16 protein-coding genes and 1 pseudogene are annotated in these 18,614 nt (G+C 72.7%); 3 read left to right on the top strand and 14 right to left on the bottom strand.

The window, feature by feature from the left end; genetic code table 11:
• From alaS to NWP09_RS05760, 5 genes are all read right to left on the bottom strand, one after another.
• On the bottom strand, positions 1-2,516 hold a 2,516-nt coding region (gene alaS, locus NWP09_RS05780), incomplete at its 3' end, for an alanine--tRNA ligase (RefSeq protein WP_258274586.1).
• A 75-nt stretch (positions 2,517-2,591) separates the two neighbouring features.
• The gene (locus NWP09_RS05775; protein ID WP_258274585.1) at positions 2,592-2,771 is read right to left on the bottom strand and encodes a hypothetical protein; all 180 of its coding nucleotides are present in this window, start codon (positions 2,769-2,771) and stop codon (positions 2,592-2,594) included.
• Positions 2,772-2,883: 112 nt separating this feature from the next.
• Positions 2,884-3,513, bottom strand: coding sequence for a 30S ribosomal protein S4 (gene rpsD, locus NWP09_RS05770; RefSeq protein WP_258274584.1), 630 nt, complete (start codon positions 3,511-3,513; stop codon positions 2,884-2,886).
• A gap of 124 nt (positions 3,514-3,637) precedes the next feature.
• On the bottom strand, positions 3,638-4,984 hold the full coding sequence (locus tag NWP09_RS05765) for a replication-associated recombination protein A (protein ID WP_258274583.1): 1,347 nt from the start codon (positions 4,982-4,984) through the stop codon (positions 3,638-3,640).
• A gap of 20 nt (positions 4,985-5,004) precedes the next feature.
• On the bottom strand, positions 5,005-7,041 hold the full coding sequence (locus NWP09_RS05760; RefSeq protein WP_258274582.1) for a hypothetical protein: 2,037 nt from the start codon (positions 7,039-7,041) through the stop codon (positions 5,005-5,007).
• Between the two features lie 84 nt (positions 7,042-7,125).
• Here NWP09_RS05760 and NWP09_RS05755 point away from each other — a divergent pair, with 84 nt between their 5' ends.
• Positions 7,126-7,875, top strand: coding sequence for a peptidylprolyl isomerase (locus tag NWP09_RS05755; RefSeq protein ID WP_258274581.1), 750 nt, complete (start codon positions 7,126-7,128; stop codon positions 7,873-7,875).
• A gap of 88 nt (positions 7,876-7,963) precedes the next feature.
• On the top strand, positions 7,964-9,571 hold the full coding sequence (locus tag NWP09_RS05750) for a DUF349 domain-containing protein (RefSeq protein WP_258274580.1): 1,608 nt from the start codon (positions 7,964-7,966) through the stop codon (positions 9,569-9,571).
• A 76-nt stretch (positions 9,572-9,647) separates the two neighbouring features.
• Here NWP09_RS05750 and NWP09_RS05745 read toward each other — a convergent pair whose 3' ends face one another.
• The 6 genes from NWP09_RS05745 to ruvA form a co-directional block, all read right to left on the bottom strand.
• Positions 9,648-11,879: a bifunctional (p)ppGpp synthetase/guanosine-3',5'-bis(diphosphate) 3'-pyrophosphohydrolase gene (locus NWP09_RS05745; protein ID WP_258274579.1), complete on the bottom strand. Its 2,232-nt coding sequence runs from the start codon at positions 11,877-11,879 to the stop codon at positions 9,648-9,650.
• 19 nt (positions 11,880-11,898) lie between these two features.
• Positions 11,899-12,873, bottom strand: a complete 975-nt coding sequence (gene secF / locus NWP09_RS05740) for a protein translocase subunit SecF (RefSeq protein ID WP_258274578.1) — start codon at positions 12,871-12,873, stop codon at positions 11,899-11,901.
• The gene (gene secD, locus NWP09_RS05735; protein WP_258274577.1) at positions 12,873-14,531 is read right to left on the bottom strand and encodes a protein translocase subunit SecD; all 1,659 of its coding nucleotides are present in this window, start codon (positions 14,529-14,531) and stop codon (positions 12,873-12,875) included. The genes secF and secD overlap by 1 nt, the downstream gene beginning before the upstream one ends.
• A gap of 2 nt (positions 14,532-14,533) precedes the next feature.
• Complete coding sequence (gene yajC, locus NWP09_RS05730) at positions 14,534-14,908, bottom strand: preprotein translocase subunit YajC (protein ID WP_258274576.1); 375 nt, start codon at positions 14,906-14,908, stop codon at positions 14,534-14,536.
• A 64-nt stretch (positions 14,909-14,972) separates the two neighbouring features.
• Positions 14,973-15,986: a Holliday junction branch migration DNA helicase RuvB gene (ruvB, locus tag NWP09_RS05725; RefSeq protein WP_258274575.1), complete on the bottom strand. Its 1,014-nt coding sequence runs from the start codon at positions 15,984-15,986 to the stop codon at positions 14,973-14,975.
• Positions 15,983-16,582 carry a Holliday junction branch migration protein RuvA gene (ruvA, locus tag NWP09_RS05720; RefSeq protein WP_258274574.1) on the bottom strand — a complete coding sequence of 200 codons (600 nt, stop codon included), beginning with the start codon at positions 16,580-16,582 and terminating at the stop codon, positions 15,983-15,985. Before ruvA ends, ruvB begins: the two co-directional genes overlap by 4 nt.
• Before the next feature lie 35 nt (positions 16,583-16,617).
• Here ruvA and NWP09_RS05715 point away from each other — a divergent pair, with 35 nt between their 5' ends.
• On the top strand, positions 16,618-16,851 hold the full coding sequence (locus NWP09_RS05715; RefSeq protein WP_258274573.1) for a hypothetical protein: 234 nt from the start codon (positions 16,618-16,620) through the stop codon (positions 16,849-16,851).
• A 13-nt stretch (positions 16,852-16,864) separates the two neighbouring features.
• Here NWP09_RS05715 and ruvC read toward each other — a convergent pair whose 3' ends face one another.
• The 3 genes and pseudogenes from ruvC to NWP09_RS05700 all read right to left on the bottom strand — a co-directional run.
• Entirely contained in the window at positions 16,865-17,440 is a 576-nt protein-coding gene (ruvC, locus tag NWP09_RS05710) for a crossover junction endodeoxyribonuclease RuvC (RefSeq protein WP_258274572.1), read from the bottom strand.
• 3 nt (positions 17,441-17,443) lie between these two features.
• Complete coding sequence (locus NWP09_RS05705) at positions 17,444-18,205, bottom strand: YebC/PmpR family DNA-binding transcriptional regulator (protein WP_258274571.1); 762 nt, start codon at positions 18,203-18,205, stop codon at positions 17,444-17,446.
• A gap of 71 nt (positions 18,206-18,276) precedes the next feature.
• Positions 18,277-18,614: pseudogene (locus NWP09_RS05700) on the bottom strand (DNA repair protein RecN); the annotation flags it as partial.

Raw genomic sequence — 18,614 nt, 5'->3', positions numbered from 1 at the left:
AGCCCGGCCTTCCGGGCGGGCTCGTTCGTCGCGACGACGATCGCCGGCTTGCCGTCGACCGCTCCGCCGATCGCGACCACGGCCGCGGCGTCGGCGCCGAGGCGCTCGCGCACCTGCGCGGCGAGCGAGCGGAGGTCGTCCTGCGAGCCGACCGCGCCGAGGTCGACGCCCGCGAACAGCGCCTCACCGACGCGCTCGGCGCTGTCGGCGATCGGCTGCACGCGCGCCGCGAGCTGCTTCGACTCGAACTCGGCGATGCGCTTCTCGGCCACCTTGAGCGAGCCGACGAGCTCCTCGATGCGGCTCGGCAGCTGCTCGCGCGGCGTCTTCAGCATGCTCGTGAGCTCGCTCACGAGCGTGCGCTCCGCGACCAGCTGCTGGAACGCATCCGCCCCCACCGCCGCCTCGACGCGCCGCGCGGTCGAGCCGACGCTCGACTCGCTCGTGATCGAGATGAGGCCGATCTGGCTCGAGGCGCCCACGTGGGTGCCGCCGCAGAGCTCGCGCGACCAGGGCCCGCCGATGTCGACCATGCGCACGGTCGAGCCGTACTTCTCGCCGAAGAGCGACATCGCGCCGAGCGCCTTCGCCTCGTCGATCGGCATGACCCGTGTCTCGACGGGGAGGTCGTCGCGGATCGCGCTGTTCGCGATGCCCTCGAGCTCCTGCCGCATGCCGGGCGAGAGCGGGCTCGACCACGAGAAGTCGAGGCGCATGTACCCGGCCTTGTTGTAGGAGCCGGCCTGCACCGCGTCGGGGCCGAGCAGCTGCCGCAGCGCCGCGTGCACGAGGTGCGTGGCCGTGTGCGCCTTGTTCGCGCCGCGCCGGTAGAGCGGGTCGACGACCGCGTGCGCGACGTCGCCGACCGCGAGCTCGCCCGACGTGACGCGCACCGTGTGGCTGATGAGGCCCTGGACGGGCCGCTGCACGTCGAGCACCTCGGCCTCGAAGCCCTGGCCGACGAGCCGGCCCTGGTCGCTGTCCTGGCCGCCGGACTCCGCGTACAGCGGCGTCGCGGTGAGGATGACCTCGACCTCCTGGTCGACGCCCGCCGAGGCGACCTGCGCGCCGTCGGCGATGATGCCGATGACCTCGCCGTCGGCCTCGAGCTCGTCGTAGCCGAGGAACGCGGTCTCGCCCTTGCCGCGCAGCTCGGCGTAGACCGACAGGTCGGCGAGCTGGCGGCGGCGCGACTTCGCGTCGGCCTTCGCTCGCGTGCGCTGCTCGCTCATGAGCGTCTCGAACGTCGACCGGTCGACCTCGAGGCCCGCCTCCTCAGCGATCTCCATCGTGAGGTCGATCGGGAACCCGTACGTGTCGTGGAGCAGGAACGCCGTCTTGCCCGGCACGACGTGCCCGGCGTCGCGGCGCACGCCCTCCATCGCGAGGTCGAGCACCGTCGAGCCGGACTCGAGCGTCTTGAGGAAGGTCTCCTCCTCGGCGACCGCCATGCGCTCGATGCGCGGGAAGGCAGCCTCGAGCTCCGGGTACGCGGTCGACATCGCGTCGAAGCTCGCGCGGAAGAGCGTCGGGAAGGTCGGCTCCTGCACGCCGAGCAGGCGCATCGACCGGATCGACCGGCGCATGAGGCGGCGCAGGATGTAGCCGCGCCCGTCGTTGCCGGGCGTCACCCCGTCGCCCATGAGCATGAGCGACGAGCGCACGTGGTCCGCGACCACGCGCATCCGCACGTCGTCCTCGTGGCTCGCCCCGTAGCGGCGGCCCGAGAGCTCGCTCGCGAGGTCGAGCACCGGGCGCACCTGGTCGATCTCGTACATGTTCTGCACGCCCTGCTTGAGGAACGCGACGCGCTCGAGGCCCATGCCCGTGTCGATGTTCTTGCTCGGCAGCTCGCGCACGATGGTGAACTCGGTCTTCGAGCGCACGTCGGCGATCTCGTCCTGCATGAAGACGAGGTTCCAGATCTCGACGTAGCGGTCGCTGCCGGTCGCGGGCCCGCCGTCGGGGCCGTGCTCGGGCCCGAGGTCGAAGAAGATCTCGGAGTCGGGGCCGGCAGGACCGGGCTGCCCCGTCATCCAGTAGTTGTCCTCGAGGCCGAGGCGCTGGATGCGCGCGGGGTCGATGTCGGTGTGCTCGAGCCAGAGGCGCTCTGCCTCGTCGTCGGTCTCGAAGACGGTGACCCAGAGATCGGCGGGGCTGAAGCCGTAGCCGCCGTCGGCCTCGGCGCCCGTGAGGAGCTCCCACGCGTAGCCGATCGCCTCGCGCTTGAAGTAGTCGCCGAACGACCAGTTGCCCGCCATCTGGAAGAAGGTGCCGTGCCGGGGCGTGCGGCCCACCTCTTCGATGTCGTTGGTGCGGATGCACTTCTGCACGTCGGCGACGCGGGGCCAGGGGGCGGGCACCCGGCCGGAGAGGTACGGGATGAACGGCACCATGCCGGCGATCGTGAACATGATCGCCGGGTCGTCGCTCACGAGCGACGCCGACGGGACGATCTGGTGGTCGCGGCGCTCGAAGTGCTCGAGGAACCGGCGGTGGATCTCTGCGGTCTGCATGCGTTCAGGTCTCTCCAGCCCCGACGGGGCATGACGATCCCGGGCGCCGCGCGCCCGGGATCGGATCGGATCGGGTCACTCGCCTCGCAGCTCGCGGTCGCGAGCCTGGTAGCCGTCCTTGACCGCGTCGGTGAACTCGCGGCTGCGAGCGTCCAGGCCGTCGAAGAACCGCTTGCCCTTGTCGGTCTCGTCGATGCGGCGCGCGGCGAAGACGCCGATGACGACGCCGATGGCCAGGAACAGGAGCTTCTTCACGGCGGATCCTCCTCGAGTCTCGATGCGCCCGGCGTCGGATCGCGCCGGGGCGCAGCCAGTCTAACGACGAGGGGGGCCGCCTTCTCGGCGACCCCCCTCAGCGTGGTCCGGATCAGCGGGCCGCGTAGTACTCGACGACGAGCTGCACCTCTGCGACGACGGGCACCTCGGCGCGCTGCGGGCGGCGCACGAGGCGCGCCTGCAGGCGGTCGAGCTGCACGTCGAGGTACGGCGGGACGGGGGGCAGCACGCCCGCGTGGCCACCGGCTGCGGCGACCTGGAACGGCTCCATGCCCTCGCTGCGCTCGTGCACGTGGATGAGCTGGCCCGGCTTCACGCGGAACGACGGGCGGTCGACGCGCTGGCCGTCGACCATGATGTGGCGGTGCACGACGAGCTGGCGGGCCTGCGAGATCGTGCGGGCGAAGCCGGCGCGCAGCACGAGCGCGTCGAGGCGCATCTCGAGCAGCTCGACGAGGTTCTCACCGGTCAGGCCGGCCTGGCGGCGGGCCTCGTTGAACGTCGTGCGCAGCTGCGCCTCGCGGATGCCGTACTGGGCGCGCAGGCGCTGCTTCTCGCGGAGGCGGACGGCGTAGTCGCTGTCGGCCTTGCGCTTGGTGCGGCCGTGCTGGCCGGGGCCGTAGGGGCGCTTCTCGAGGTAGCGCGCGGCCTTCGGGGTGAGGGCGACGCCGAGGGCGCGCGACAGGCGCACCTTCGAACGGGTACGGGACTTCGTGGACATGACTTCCTTCGCTGATTCGCTGCCGCGCGAGCGGCTGTCGCGGCGGAGTGCCGGGACTCAAGGAGGGGGGCGGGTCCGAGATGGCAGCCGGGCTGCCGGTGGACCAAGCGACCACCTTACCAGATCAGGCGTCGCCGGCGAGGATCCGACGGATGCGCTCGAGCCGGGCCGCGACGTCCCGCTCGTAGCCGTGCGCGCCGGGCTCGTAGTAGCGCCGGCCGACGAGCGGGTCGGGCAGGTGCTGCTGGGCGGCGACGCCGTGGGGCGCGTCGTGCGCGTACCGGTAGCCCTTGCCGTGGCCGAGGCGCTTCGCGCCCGGGTAGTGCGCGTCGCGCAGGTGGTTCGGCACCCGGCCGAAGTCGCCTCGGCGCACATCGGCGATCGCGCGGTCGATGCCGAGGTAGGACCGGTTCGACTTCGGGGCGGTCGCGAGGTACACCGTCGCCTCCGCGAGCGGGATGCGGCCCTCGGGCATCCCGATGAGCTGCACGGCCTGCGCCGCCGCGGTCGCGATCACGAGGCCCTGCGGATCGGCCATCCCGATGTCCTCGCTCGCGAGCACGATGATGCGGCGCGCGATGAAGCGCGGGTCCTCCCCCGCCTCGATCATGCGCGCGAGGTAGTGGAGCGCCGCGTCGGGATCGGAGCCGCGCACCGACTTGATGAACGCGGAGATGACGTCGTAGTGCTCATCCCCCTGGCGGTCGTAGCGCAGCAGCGCCCGGTCGACCGCGCTCGCGAGCGCCTCCGCGGTCACCGTGACCGGCGCATCCGCCCCGCCCTCGGCGCCCTCGGCGCCGTCGAGGGCGTGCGCCCCGGCGGCCTCGAGCGCGGTGAGCGCTCTGCGGGCGTCGCCCGAGGAGAGTCGGATGAGCTGGGCGCGGGCGTCGTCGTCGAGCGCGATCCGTCCGTCGAAGCCGCGCGGGTCGGCGATCGCCCGCCCGACGAGCTCGGCGATGTCGTCGTCGTCGAGCGGCTCGAGCGTCAGCAGCAGCGAGCGCGACAGCAGCGGGCTGATGACGCTGAACGACGGGTTCTCGGTCGTCGCCGCGATGAGCGTGACCCAGCCCTGCTCGACGCCCGGCAGCAGCGCGTCCTGCTGCGCCTTCGTGAAGCGGTGGATCTCGTCGAGGAAGAGCACGGTCGAGCGCTGGTAGAGGTCGCGGTCGCTCAGCGCGGCCTCCATGACCTGCCGCACGTCCTTGACGCCGGCGGTGACGGCGCTCAGCTCGACGAAGCGCCGGTCGGAGGAGTGCGCGATCGACTGCGCGAGCGTCGTCTTGCCGGTGCCCGGCGGCCCCCACAGGATGACGCTCTGCCCGCTCGCCGCCGGGCCCGATGCGCCCTCGCTCGGCGCCGCGAGCCGCCGGAGCGGCGATCCGGGACCGAGCAGGTGGCGCTGCCCGACGACCTCGTCGAGGCTCGTCGGGCGCATGCGCACCGCGAGCGGCGCCGTCGTGCCCCAAGCCATCCCCCCACTGTAGGCGGGTGCTACGGCGCGAGCTCCGCGAACGCGGCGGCGATGGCGCCCGAGCCGTCCTTCAGCCGCTCGGTGTGCCCGACGCGGTTCCACTCCGGCCACCGGAAGTCGAGCTCGTGCGCGCTCCCATCGGCGGCGAAGCGGAGCGTGACCCCGTCGACGTGCACGAGCTGCGCGGGCTCGCCCTCGCCGAGCGCGGTCCGGCTCGAGGGGTCGGCCATCCCGAGCATGGGCCACGGCAGGCGCAGCCGCACCGAGCGGCGCTCGGCATCCGCGCTCCACGTCGCGCGGCTGTCGTACTCGGCCGACGCGGGATCCCAGTCGCCCTCGACGAGCAGCCCGGGCTCGTGGTGCTCGGCGGGCAGGACGCGGTCGCCGAGGTGGTGCGCACGGTTCGTCAGCAGCCGGTAGAGGTGCCACTCGTCCGCGGCGTCGGGATGGTACGGGCGCACGGCGGTGTCGAGGCGCATCGGGTCGAGCTCCTGCCGCACCTCGGCGCGAGCGGTCGCCGCCTCGGTGTCGACGAGCACGCGGTAGTCGTCGCGGAGCGGACCCGGGAGCACGTCGACGCCGACCGAGAGCTCTCGCGGCAGCCGCTCGCGCAGGGCGAGGTCGATGTGCACCCAGCTCGCGTCGGCGCGCACGGAGATGTGCTCGAACGGTCCGCTGCTCGGGCGCTCCTCGGCAACGGCGTCCGGCACCAGGTCGGAGTCGGTCGCGACGATGCCGAACCACTGCTCGTTGGTGAGCGGGTCGTGCCACAGCTGCCGCCGCTCGGGCACCTGGTGCTCCATCGTGTTCCAGGTGTGCTTGAACCATTCGTCGGTCCACGAGAACACGAACGCCCCGCCGAGCCCGAGGCCGGCCATCATGCGCGCCATGTCGGCGTTCATCGCCATCGCGGTCGACTCGTCGTGGCCGCCCTGGTCGCGACCGAGCGTGCCGGCGTGCGCGCTGCCGAGCGACGTGGGCACTCCGAACTCGGTCACGAGCAGCGGCATCCGCTCGGCGAAGTGCTCCTGGAGCGCCGCGAGGTAGCCGGCGTAGCGGTCGCTCTCGCCGCGCCACTCCTGCTCGTCGTAGCCGGGCTCGTAGCGCTGGAAGTCCGGGTAGTAGGGGTAGGCGTGGAAGCTCGCGAACGTGCCGCCCGGCCACGCGGCCGTCGGCAGCACGTGGTTCGCGTCGACGCCGACGAGGTCCTCGGTCTCGAGCGGCTCGGTGTCGTGCACGAGCGGGTCGGTCGTCGGCCAGTTCGCGAGCGCGATCGGCACCGAGTCGCCGCGGGCGGCCTCGAGCGCCGCGAGGTCGTCCATGTGCCGGGCGATCCAGCGCTCCGTGCCGGAGGCATCGTCGGTCGGGGCGAAGTAGCGGCCCGGCTCGCCGCTTCCGGCGCCGCAGGCGGCATCCGTCCGCGCTGTGCCGGCAGGGTCCCACTCGACGCCGACGATCCACGCAGCGAGCCACGGCGAGACGTCGGTCGTCCAGCGTCCGGATGCAGCGCCGGGCGCCGCTGCACGTTCGAGGTCCCCGTGCACGGCTGCCGACACGGCGGAGAGCTCGGCGGAGAACGCCTCGTCGAGCGCGGGCTCGCAGAGCGTCCCGCCCTCCTCGACGTAGCGCTCGTCGGGCAGGTACACGCCCTGCACCAGGTACAGCGGCTCGCTCGGGTGCGCAGCGTTGTAGGCAGCGAGCTCGTCGTAGAAGGTGGGCGGGTGCAGCGTGTAGATGCGGACGACGCGGATGCCGAGGTCGGCCATCTGCGGGAACCAGCGACGGTAGTCGTCTGCGGTGAGCACGTCGATCTCCCCCGGCTGGTGCAGCGGCACCGTCGCGCCGACGTTGACCCCGGGCAGGAAGCCCTTGTCGCCCGACGCGGTGTGCAGCCGGAACCCGTCCCGGTCGGATTCGGCGAGCACGCGCAGCCCACCCGCCTGCACGGCGGCGGGTGCCCAGTCCGAGCTCGGCTCCGGGTCCGGCGCCGCTCCCGCGCTCGCGCAGCCGGCGAGCAGCGCCGCGGTGAGCACGAGCGCGCACCGAACCTGAAGCATCCTCTTCTTCGCACAGCGCGACTGTAGCGGAGCGGTAGCCTGGACCGCGGTCGCGCGGGCGCGCGACGCGAGAGGGAGCACCGAGTGGTCACGAAGCAGGAGCAGGAGCGGCGCGTGCGCGACTACCGCGCGCGGCAGGTCGTCCACGAGCGCCGTCGGCGGCGGCAGCGTCGTGACTCGCTCGTCGGGATCGCGCTCGCGCTCGTGGTGCTGCTCGGCGGCGCGGCCCTCATCGGCGCGCAGGAGGCGAGCGCTCCCGCCGACACCGCGGCGCCCGCCCCGAGCGAGACCGCGGTCGAGTCGCTCGTGCCGGATCCGTCGCTCGCCGAGGGTCGCACGTGGACCGGCGCCATGACGATCGGCGGCGTAGAGCTCGGCGTCGAGCTCGACGGCGCCGCGGCGCCCCAGGCGGTCTCGGCCGTGCTCTTCGACACGCAGCGCGACTACTACGACGGCAAGACCTGCCACCGCCTCACGACGAGCGAGGGCTTCTCGGTGCTCCAGTGCGGCTCGGCCGACGGGCAGGGCGGCGGGGACCCGTCGTTCATGTACGGCCCCGTCGAGAACGCGCCCGCCGACGACGTGTACCCCGAGGGCACGATCGCGATGGCGCGGCAGGGCCAGAACGGCGACTCGAACGGGCACCAGTTCTTCATCGTCTACGGCGACACGACGATCCCGTCCGACTCCGCGGGCGGCTACTCGGTCATCGGGCGCGTCACGTCCGGCCTCGACGCGCTGCGCGAGCAGGTCATCGCGAAGGGCACCGCCGGCGGCGTGCCCGACGGCCCGCCCGCCGAGCCCGTGACGATCGACGAGTTCACGCTCGAGTGACGTCTCCGGCCGGGGCCCACGTGGACCCGGCATCCGCTCCCCCGCGCTACGCTCGACCTGCCCCTTCCCTCGTCTGAGAGACCCCGTGATGACCGATCCCATCCAGCCCACCGACTCCGCCGCCGCGGAGGAGACCGCCGTCGAGGAGGGGAGCGCCGCTCCCGAGCAGGCCGCCGAGGCTCCCGCGGAGGCCGCCGAGGCTCCCGAGCAGGCCGCCGAGGCTCCCGCGCCCGCCGCGGACGCGGCTCCGGCTCCCGAGGTCTCCGCCGCCGAGATGGCAGCTGCCGCCGACGCCGCCGCAGGGATCCCGGTCGAGGAGTCGGTCGCCGAGCTGCCTGCCGACGAGGCACCGGTCGAGCCGGCGCCCGCCCCGGCGACCCCCACCGAGCCCGCACCGGCGGACGGCTCCGACGACGTGGCCGCGGGATCGTCCGAGCAGCCCGTCGACGGGGCCGAGCCCTCCATGGGCGAGCCCGTGATCGAGCGCGGCCTCGGCCGCGTGGACGCGACAGGCATGGTCGCGGTCAAGGAGGGCGAGCGCTGGCGCGTCGTCGGGCAGTTCCCCGACGTCGGCGCCGAGGAGGCGCTCGCGTACTTCGAGCGCAAGTTCGCCGACCTCGAGGGCCAGGTGCGGCTCCTCGAGCAGCGCATCCGCGGTGGCGCGAGCGCGCGCGACGTCGCGAAGGCCGCGTCGCACCTGCACTCGACCGTCCAGGCGGCGAACGCCGTCGGCGACATCCCCTCGCTCCTGACGCGCCTCGACGCCCTGCGCGGCGAGCTCGGAGAGCTCGAGGCGCAGCAGCAGGCGGCGAGCCGCGCCGAGGTCGAGCAGGCGCTCGCCGAGCGCACCAAGGTCGTCGAGTCGATCGAGCGGCTCGCGAGCGGCGACCTCGAGCACGTGCAGTGGAAGCAGACCATGCAGCAGGTCGACGTGCTCTTCGCGGAGTGGCAGCGCCTGCAGAAGGACGGCCCGCGCCTGTCGAAGGGTCAGGCCGACGGACTGTGGAAGCGCTTCCGCGACGCGCGGGCGACGCTCGAGACCGCGCGCCGACGCTTCTTCGCCGAGCTCGACGCCTCGCACAAGGACGTCCGCGCCCGCAAGCAGGCGCTCGTCGAGCAGGCGCAGGCGCTCGCCCCGAAGGGCTCCGACGGGATCCCCGCGTACCGCAGCCTGCTCGACCAGTGGAAGGCCGCCGGCCGCGCCGGCCGCAAGGTCGACGACGCACTGTGGGCGCAGTTCAAGGAGGCCGGCGACGTCCTCTTCGCCGCGAAGGCCGAGCAGGCCGCCGTCGACGACCAGGAGTACGCCGGCAACCTCGCCGCGAAGCGGGCCCTGCTCGACGAGGCGGCGCCGATCCTCGAGATGACCGACCGCGCGAAGGCGCGCGAGGCGCTCCTGGGCATCCAGCGCCGCTGGGACGAGATCGGTCGCGTGCCCCGCGAGGCGCTCCGCGAGGTCGAGGACCGCATGCGGAGGATCGAGACGCACGTGCGCGAGCTCGACGAGCAGCACTGGAAGGCCTCGAACCCCGAGCGCAAGGCGCGCTCGGAGGGCCTCGCCGGCCAGCTCGAGGAGGCGATCGAGAAGCTCGAGGCCGAGCTCGCCTCCGCGACCGACGCTCGCCGGAAGGCCGAGATCCAGGCGGAGCTCGAGACGAAGCGCTCGTGGCTCGAGGTCGTCGCGGCCTCGGGCTGACGAGGGCCGGACGACGAGAGGGCGGGACCGCGGTCCCGCCCTCTCGTCGTCCCCGCCGCGCGTCGACGCCCCGACGTCAGCCGGTCGTGATGCGGTACACGTCGTAGACGCCGTCGATGCGGCGCACCGCGTTCAGCACGCTGTCGAGGTGGGTGACGTCCCCCATCTCGAACGCGAAGCGGCTGATCGCGAGGCGGTCGGTGCCGGTGTGCACGCTCGCCGAGAGGATGTTGACGTGGTGCTCGCTCAGCACCCGCGTGATGTCGCTCAGCAGGCCCGAGCGGTCGAGCGCCTCGACCTGGATGTTCACGAGGAACAGGCCCTTCGACGTCGCAGCCCACTCGACCTCGATCATCCGCTCCGGCTGCTGCAGCAGGCCCTGCACGTTCGGGCAGGAGCGCTGGTGCACGCTCACGCCCTGGCCGCGCGTGACGAAGCCGACGATGTCGTCGCCCGGCACGGGCGCGCAGCACTTCGAGAGCTTCACGAGGATGTCGTCGGCGCCGCGCACGAGCACCCCTGAGGCGCTCGACGGCGGCCGCGGCGCCCGCGTCGGGATCATGGGGATCGGCTGGTCGTCCTCGTCGGCCGACTCCTCGGCGCGCACGGCCGCGACGACCTTCTCGAGCACCGACTGGGTCGAGACGTGCCCCTCCCCCACGGCCGCGTACAGGCCCGTGACGTCGTCGTACTTGAGCTGCGCCGCGACCTGGGCGAACGCATCCCGCCCCATGAGCTTCTGCAGCGGCAGGTCGTGGCGGCGCATCGCCTTCGCGATCGCCTCCTTGCCCACCTCGACGGCCTCGTCGCGGCGCTCCCGCTGGAACCACTGGCGGATCTTGCTCCGAGCGCGGGGGGACGTGACGAAGCCCTGCCAGTCCTGGCTCGGGCCGGCGTCGGGGCTCTTCGACGTCAGCACCTCGACGACGTCGCCGGTCGCGAGCTTCGTGTCGAGCGGCACGAGGCGGCCGTTGACCTTCGCGCCCATCGTGCGGTGCCCGACCTCGGTGTGGACCGCGTAGGCGAAGTCGACCGGGGTCGCGCCGGCCGGCAGGCCGATGACCTTGCCCTTCGGCGTGAAGACGTAGAGCTCCTTCGCGCCGATCTCGAAGCGCAGCGAGTCGAGGAACTCGCCCGGGTCGGTCGTCTCCTCCTGCCAGTCGTTGATGTGCTGCAGCCACGCCATGTCGGTCGGCGACATCGCGCCGCCGCCCTGCTTGTACTTCCAGTGCGCCGCGACGCCGTACTCGGCGCGGCGGTGCATCTCCTCCGTGCGGATCTGGATCTCGACGTGGTGGCCGCGAGGACCGATCACCGTCGTGTGCAGCGATTGGTAGAGGTTGAACTTCGGCGTCGCGATGTAGTCCTTCAGCCGGCCCGGCATCGGCTGCCAGCGGGCGTGGATCGCGCCGAGCACCGCGTAGCAGTCGCGCACCGTCGGCACGATGACGCGCACGCCGACGAGGTCGTAGATGTCGGCGAAGTCGTGACCGCGCACGCGCATCTTGTTGTAGATCGAGTAGTACTGCTTCGGCCGGCCGGCGATGCGCCCGCGGATCTTCTGCTGCCGCATGTCCTCGGTGAGGCCCGCGACGACCTCCTCGAGGTAGCGCTCGCGCTCGGGGGCGCGCGCCTCGACGAGGTTCTTGATCTCGAGGTACACCTTGGGCTGGAGCACCGCGAACGAGAGGTCCTCGAGCTCGACCTTCATCGTCTGGATGCCGAGGCGGTGCGCGAGCGGCGCGTAGATCTCGATCGTCTCGCGCGCCTTGCGCTGGGCCGACTCGTCGGAGACGAAGCCCCACGTGCGGGCGTTGTGGAGGCGGTCGGCGAGCTTGATGACGAGGACGCGGATGTCCTTCGACATCGCGACGACCATCTTGCGGACCGTCTCGGCCTGCGCCGACTCGCCGTACTTCAGCTTGTCGAGCTTCGTGACGCCGTCGACGAGCATCGCGATCTCGTCGCCGAAGTCGGCGCGGCACTGCTCGAGCGTGTACGACGTGTCCTCGACCGTGTCGTGGAGGAGGGCCGCGGCGACGGTGATCGCGCCGATGCCGAGGTCGGCGAGGATCTGCGCGACCGCGACGGGGTGCGTGATGTAGGGCTCGCCCGACTTCCGGTACTGGCCCCGGTGCGCCTCCTCGGCGACGATGTAGGCCCGCTGGATGAGCCCCGTGTCCGCCTTCGGATGCTGCGCCTTGACGGTGCGGATGAGCTCGTCGACCGCGCCCGCGCGGTGCGAGCGCGAGAACAGGAAGGGCAGGAGCGTGCGGAAGCCGCCCGAGGACTGCTGCGTGTCGCTCATCCCGCTCCTCCCGCTCGGCTCAGACGACCGCCCCGCGCTCGCTCCTCGCGGGCTTCTCCTTCGCCTCGGCGATCGTGTCGCCCTGGCGCAGCTGAGCATAGACAGGCGCGGCGACGAAGATCGACGACCACGTGCCGACGATCGTGCCGATGAAGAGCGCGAGCGAGATGTCGCGGAGCGTGCCCGCGCCGAGCAGCAGCGCGCCGATGAAGAGCACTGCGGCGATCGGCAGGGTCGCGACGATCGACGTGTTGATCGAGCGCACGATCGTCTGGTTGACCGCGAGGTTGATGTTCTCGAGGAGCCCGCCGCTCGTGCCGGGCGCGGTGTTCTCGCGCACCTTGTCGAACACGACCACGGTGTCGTACAGCGAGTAGCCGAGGATCGTGAGGAACCCGATGACCGCCGCCGGCGTCACCTCGAAGCCGACGATGCCGTACACGCCCGCGGTGACGAGCAGGTCGAAGGCGAGCGACGCGAGGGCCGCGACCGACATCTTCCACGTGCGGAAGTAGATCGCGAGCACGATCGAGACGAGCACGAGGAAGACGACGAGCGCCCGTAGCGCCTGCTGCGACACGTCCGCGCCCCACGAGGGGCCGATGAACGAGAACGCGACCTCGCTGGCGTCGACGCCGTACACGTCGGCGAGCGCGCTGCGCATCTCGGCCGCCTGCTCCTCGGTCACGGCATCCGTCTGCACGCGCACCGTGTCGGTGCCGAGCGTCACGGCCCTCGCCTCGGCCTCGGGCACGACGGCGTCCACCGCTTCCGCGGCGCCCTCGGTCGAGGCGTTCGCGAGGCCCGTGACCCGGAACTCGCTGCCCCCGGTGAACTCGATGCCGAACACGAAGCCGCCCCGCAGCACGGTGCCGATCGCCAGCAGGACGAGGACGCCGGCCGCGATCGCCATCCAGAGCTTGCGCTTCTGGACGATCGGGAGCGAGCGCTCTCCGGTGTAGAGCTCGTTGCCGATGGTGGTGAGCGATGCCATCAGTCCTCCTTGCCCGAGGCGTCGGCCATCGCGGCCTTGCGCTCGGCGATCGTCTGGCGCCGCTGCGCCTCCTTCGACGAGCGCGCGGCGCGGCCGGCGAGGACCGGCTCGCGGAACTTCGCGCGGCCTCGGTAGACGGCGCCGAGCGCCTGGGGGTCGAGGCCCGACCACGAGTGGCCCTGGGCGAAGAAGCTCGTGCGCGACAGGAGTCGCAGCAGCGGATGCGTGAAGAGCGCGACGACGACGATGTCGATGAACGTCGTGATGCCGAGCGTGTACGCGAAGCCGCGCACGTTGCCCACGGAGAGGAGGAAGAGGATGACCGCGGCGAGGAAGCTCACCGCGTCCGAGACGAGGATCGTGCGGAACGCGCGCTTCCAGCCGGTCTCGAGCGCGCTCGAGAGGTGCTTGCCCTCGCGCAGCTCGTCGCGGATGCGCTCGAAGTACACGATGAACGAGTCGGCCGTGATGCCGATCGAGATCACGAGGCCCGCGATGCCGGCGAGCGAGAGGCGGTAGCCCTCGGTGCTCGAGAGGAACGTGACGACGAGGTACGTGAGGATGGCGGCGATGCCGAGCGAGAGCACGACGACGAGGCCGAGCGCGCGGTACTGGAAGACCGAGTACAGCACGACGAGCACGAGGCCGATGAGGCCCGCGAGCAGGCCCGCGCGCAGCTGGCTGTCGCCGAGCGTCGCCGAGATCGTCTCGTTCGACTGCACCTGGAATCCGATGGGGAGCGCGCCGAAGCGCAGCTGGTCGGCGAGGCTCTGCGCCGCCTCCTGCGTGAAGCCGCCCGTGATCTGCGCGTTGCCGTCGGTGATGATGACGTTCGACGTGATCGGCATGAGCACGGTCGAGTCGAGCACGACCGCGAACTGGTTCTGCGGCTCGGGCAGCCCCGTGATGCCGCGCGTGGTCGCCTCGAAGCCCGCGGGGCCCTCGCCGTCGAGCTCGAGGTTCACCGCCCAGCCGCCGGTCGCCTGGCCCTGCGAGTTGGTCGCGGCCGACACCTGGGCGTCGGCGATGTCGGCGCCCTCGACCGTGACGGGGCCCAGGATGAAGCGGGCCGAGCCGTCGGTCGAGCACGTGATGAAGGGCTCGTCGGCCGGCGCGACCTGCGTCGTGTCGATGTCGGCGCACTGGAACGCGGCGAACTCGGCCTGCAGCTCCGGCGTGATCCACGCCTGGTCCCACGCGTTCGCGGGCTCCGCGGCCGGCTCGGCCGGCGCGGGCGTCTCGGTCGGCACGGGCGCGCCCGGCGGGTTCGCGGGCGCCGACTGCAGCACCGGCCGGAACTCCATCTTCGCGCTCGCCTGGATGCGCTGCATCGTCGCGGCGTCGGGCTCGCCCGGCAGCGCGACGACGATGTTGCGGCCGCCCTGGGTCGTGATCTCGGCCTCCGAGACGCCGGATGCGTCGACGCGCTGGCGGATGATCGCGACGGCCTGGTCGAGCTGCTCCTGCGTGACGGACGCCCCCTCGGCGACGACCGGCTCGAGCACGATCTGCGTGCCGCCCTCGAGGTCGAGCGCGAGCTGCGGCGCCCACGAGCCGCCGCCCCACTGCACGGCGGAGAAGTTGACGCCGATGAGGCCCGCGATGAGCACCGCGAGCCAGATGAGGGCGCGCGCCCCCTTCGACCGAGCCTTGGCCACGGTCAGGCGCGGTCGCGCTGCTCGCCGGGCTCCCCGGCGTCGTCGATCGTGCCGTCGGCGGTCTCGTCGACGTGGTCGTCGACCACGCGCGCCAGGGTCTGGCGGTGCACGCGCACGATCGTGCCCGGCGCGATCTCGATGAGCGCCTCGTTGCGCTCCTCGTCGATGCTCCGCAGCTCGCCGAACAGGCCGAAGTTCGTCATCACCTCGGCGCCCGGGACCATCTTGGTCTGGAGCTCCTCCATCTGCGCCTTCCGCTTCTTGTTGCTGCGGAACATGAAGAAGATCATCGCCGCGAGGACGACGAGCATGATGATCGTCAGCGGGTCGATCGGGAACCCGGTCTGGGCGTTGGTCGTCGTCTGCAGGAACAGCATCGTCGTGGAAGGGCCTCTCGGGGGTGGTTCGCCGGGCGCGGCTGCGCGCTCGACCAAGGACCCATCATACCCCGTCGAGCGTCGCGTCCTGGTGCCAGGCGCCCGCGTGGCGCATGCCGGCCGGGGTCGCGATGCGGCCGCGCGGCGTGCGCCCGATGAGCCCCTCGCGCACGAGGAACGGCTCCACGACCGACTCGATCGTGTCGGCCTCCTCGCCCACGGCCGCGGCGAGGGTCGAGAGCCCGACCGGTCCGCCGCCGAAGCGGTGCGCGATCGCGTGCAGCACGGCGCGGTCGATGCGGTCGAGGCCCGCCTCGTCGACGTCGTACAGCTCGAGCGCCGCCCGCACCCCGTCGATGTCGCTCGAGCCCTCGTGCACGAGCAGCCAGTCGCGCACGCGCCGCAGCAGGCGGTTCGCGATGCGGGGTGTGCCGCGCGCGCGGCCGGAGAGCTCGGCGAGCGCGAGCGGGTCGATGTCGAGGTCCATGAGGCGGGCGGAGCGGGTCAGCACCCGCTCGAGGTCGGCGGGCTCGTAGAACTCGAGGTGCGCGGTGAAGCCGAAGCGATCCCGCAGCGGCGCCGGGAGCATCCCCGAGCGGGTCGTCGCGCCGACGAGCGTGAACGGCGCGAGCTCGAGCGGGATCGACGCTGCGCCGGCGCCCTTGCCGACCATGATGTCGATGCGGAAGTCCTCCATGGCGAGGTACAGCATCTCCTCGGCGGAGCGCGCCATCCGGTGGATCTCGTCGATGAAGAGCACCTCGCCGGGCACGAGCGCCGACAGCACGGCCGCGAGGTCGCCGGCGTGCTGGATCGCGGGCCCGGACGAGAAGCGGATGGGCCGGCCCGTCTCGGCGCCGATGATGGTCGCGAGCGTCGTCTTGCCGAGGCCGGGCGGGCCGGCGAGCAGGATGTGGTCGGGTGCGCGCTCCTGCAGCCGCGCGGCCTGCAGCAGCACCTCGAGCTGGCCGCGCACCTTCGGCTGCCCGACGAACTCGGCGAGGCTCGTCGGTCGCAGCGCGCCCTCGAACGCGAGCTCGTCCGGCGTCGCCGCGGGGTCGGTCAGCGGGTCGCTCACGGCCTCGCTCCCGGCCCGAGGATCGCGAGGGCCGCCCGCAGCAGGGAGCCGGTCGCGCCGGTCGCCTCGGGCGCCGCGGCGGCGGCGCGCTCGATCGCGTCGGCCGCGGTGCGCTCGGGCCACCCGAGCCCCGTGAGTGCCGTGAGCACGTCGGCGCGCGCATCCGCCCCCGGTGCGGCCACGGGAGCCGCGGCGGGCGCGGTCAGCTTGCCGGCGAGCTGCAGGATGATGAGCTTCGCCGTCTTCGGGCCGATGCCGCTCACGGCCTTGAAGGCGCGCTCGTCCTCGTCCGCGACCGCGCGGGCCAGCTCGTGGGGCGCCAGGTGCGCGAGCACGCCGAGCGCGGACTTCGGGCCGACCCCCGAGACGCCGATGAGCAGCTCGAACGCCTCGAGCTCGGCCTCGGTCTCGAAGCCGTAGAGCGCGAGCTCGTCCTCGCGCACGACGAGGTGGGTGCGCAGCGCGATGGGGGCGCCCTCGCGCGCGCCGAGCGAGGTCTGCGGGGTGACCGCGACGGCGAGGCCGACGCCGCCGACGCCGACGACGAGCCGCTGCCCGCGGGCGGCGAGCACGGTGCCGTCGAGGGAGGAGATCACTCCGTCAGCCTAGGCGCGGGCCGCACGATACGGTGGTGACCGACACCCCGATGCTCGACGAACGGAGTCCCGTGAACCCCATGACGCTGCTGACCTTCGTGGTCGCGATGGTCTTCATCCTCGGTGGCCTGCTGCTCATGGGATACGCGTTCGAGACGCCCGGCTGGGAGGCCGTGCTGTTCACGGCGGGTGCCGTCTCCGAGTTCATCGGCGTCGCGGTGCCGGCGCTGCTGTGGCAGTGGGAGAACCGCCGCCGCGCCCAGCAGTAGCGACGCTCCGCCGTCAGCGACGGCGGCCGGAGCGCGCGGCGGCCTCGGCGGCCGCCCACGCCTGCTGCGCCGGCGTCGCGCCCGCGCTCGCCTGCGCCGACGTCGGTCGCGCGCGCCATCCCTCGGCGATCGCGATCGCGAGGGCATCCGCGGCGTCGGCGGGCTTCGGCGCCGCGTCGAGGCGCAGGAGGCGCCGCACCATCTCGCCCACCTGCCGCTTGTCGGCGGCCCCGTAGCCGGTCACCGCGGCCTTCACCTCGGTCGGCGTCAGGAGCGCGACGGGGATCCCGCGCTCGGCCGCAGCGCGCAGCACGATCCCCGAGATCTGGGCGACGCCCATGACGCTGCGGAGGTTCGCCTGCGCGAACACGCGCTCGAGCGCGATCCGCTCCGGCCGGTGCTCGTCGATCGCGGCCTCGACGCCCCGGCCGATGCGCAGCAGCCGCTGCTCGATCGGCTCCTCGGCGCCCGAGCGCACGACGTCGACGTGCACGAGCGTCGGCGTGCGCCGATCGACGTCGACGACGCCCACGCCGCAGCGCGTGAGCCCGGGGTCGACGCCGAGCACGCGCACCGGGCCCGGCGCCACCGGCTACTCGTCCTCGTCGAGCTGCGCCTGCACCTCGTCGGGGATGTCGTAGTTCGCGTAGATGTTCTGCACGTCGTCGAGGTCGTCGAGCGCGTCGATGAGCTTGAGCACCTTCCGCGCCGTCTCGAGGTCGACCTCGACCTTGAGGTTCGGCACGAACTCCGCCTCGGCGGAGTCGTAGTCGATGCCGGCCTCCTGCAGCGCGGTGCGCACGGCGACGAGATCGGTCGGCTCGGAGACGACCTCGAAGCCGCCGCCCTGGTCGACGACCTCCTCGGCGCCCGCGTCGAGCACCGCCTCGAGGATCGCGTCCTCGTCGACGCCGTCGGCCTTCGTGATCGACACGACGCCCTTGCGGCTGAAGTTGTACGCGACCGAGCCCGGGTCGGCCATCGTGCCGCCGTTCCGCGACATCGCGACCCGTACCTCGGCCGCCGCCCGGTTCTTGTTGTCCGTGAGGCACTCGATCATGAGCGCGACGCCGCCGCCGGCGTAGCCCTCGTACATGATCGTCGTGTACTCGACCGACTCGCCCGTGAGGCCCGCGCCGCGCTTGATCGCGCGATCGATGTTGTCGTTCGGGACGCTCGTCTTCTTCGCCTTCTGCACCGCGTCGACGAGCGTCGGGTTGCCGGCGAGGTCGGCGCCGCCGATCTTCGCGGCGACCTCGATGTTCTTGATGAGCTTCGCGAACGACTTCGCGCGCCGGGCGTCGATGACGGCCTTCTTGTGCTTGGTCGTGGCCCACTTGGAGTGTCCGGACATGCTGCTTCCTGATCCGCGGGAGGGGGACGTCCCATCCTACGGCCGCGCGCCGGAGCTCGGAGTCGAGGTCCTCACGCAGCCGGGGAGCGCACCCCGGCGCTGCGCAGCTCGAGCGCGGCGAGCGAGGCGAGCGCCGCGTCGTCGCCCGCCGCGCGCTCGACAAGCCGGCGCGCCTGGCCCGCGAGCGTCACCGCGTCGGGCGCGTCGAGCTCGCTCGAGAGCGCGGCGTGCGCCTCGGCGAGGTCGGCGCGAAGCGACTCGGCGTGCTCGAGGCGGTGCGCGAGGGCGGCGAGGTCCTCCTGCTCGCCCGGCTGCGGGTCGAACGCCTCGAGCTCCTCGAGCTCCTCGCGCAGGCGTGCCGCCTCCGCCACCCGGGCGTCGTGCTCGGCGCGGATGCGCTCGGCCGCGT

The sequence above is a fragment of the Agrococcus sp. HG114 genome (assembly GCF_024723325.1).
In the GTDB taxonomy this organism is placed as follows: domain Bacteria; phylum Actinomycetota; class Actinomycetes; order Actinomycetales; family Microbacteriaceae; genus Agrococcus.
Note: the sequence above shows the minus strand (reverse complement) of the source record. Positions and strands in the feature narration are given on the sequence as shown.

What these genes read in the sequence shown, in the direction of transcription:
- rpsD (WP_258274584.1), bottom strand. Translation starts at nt 3,513, where the DNA reads ATGTCCACGAAGTCCCGTACCCGTTCGAAGGTGCGCCTGTCGCGCGCC.
- NWP09_RS05765 (WP_258274583.1), bottom strand. Translation starts at nt 4,984, where the DNA reads ATGGCTTGGGGCACGACGGCGCCGCTCGCGGTGCGCATGCGCCCGACG.
- NWP09_RS05760 (WP_258274582.1), bottom strand. Translation starts at nt 7,041, where the DNA reads ATGCTTCAGGTTCGGTGCGCGCTCGTGCTCACCGCGGCGCTGCTCGCC.
- NWP09_RS05750 (WP_258274580.1), top strand. Translation starts at nt 7,964, where the DNA reads ATGACCGATCCCATCCAGCCCACCGACTCCGCCGCCGCGGAGGAGACC.
- NWP09_RS05745 (WP_258274579.1), bottom strand. Translation starts at nt 11,879, where the DNA reads ATGAGCGACACGCAGCAGTCCTCGGGCGGCTTCCGCACGCTCCTGCCC.
- secF (WP_258274578.1), bottom strand. Translation starts at nt 12,873, where the DNA reads ATGGCATCGCTCACCACCATCGGCAACGAGCTCTACACCGGAGAGCGC.
- yajC (WP_258274576.1), bottom strand. Translation starts at nt 14,908, where the DNA reads ATGCTGTTCCTGCAGACGACGACCAACGCCCAGACCGGGTTCCCGATC.
- NWP09_RS05705 (WP_258274571.1), bottom strand. Translation starts at nt 18,205, where the DNA reads ATGTCCGGACACTCCAAGTGGGCCACGACCAAGCACAAGAAGGCCGTC.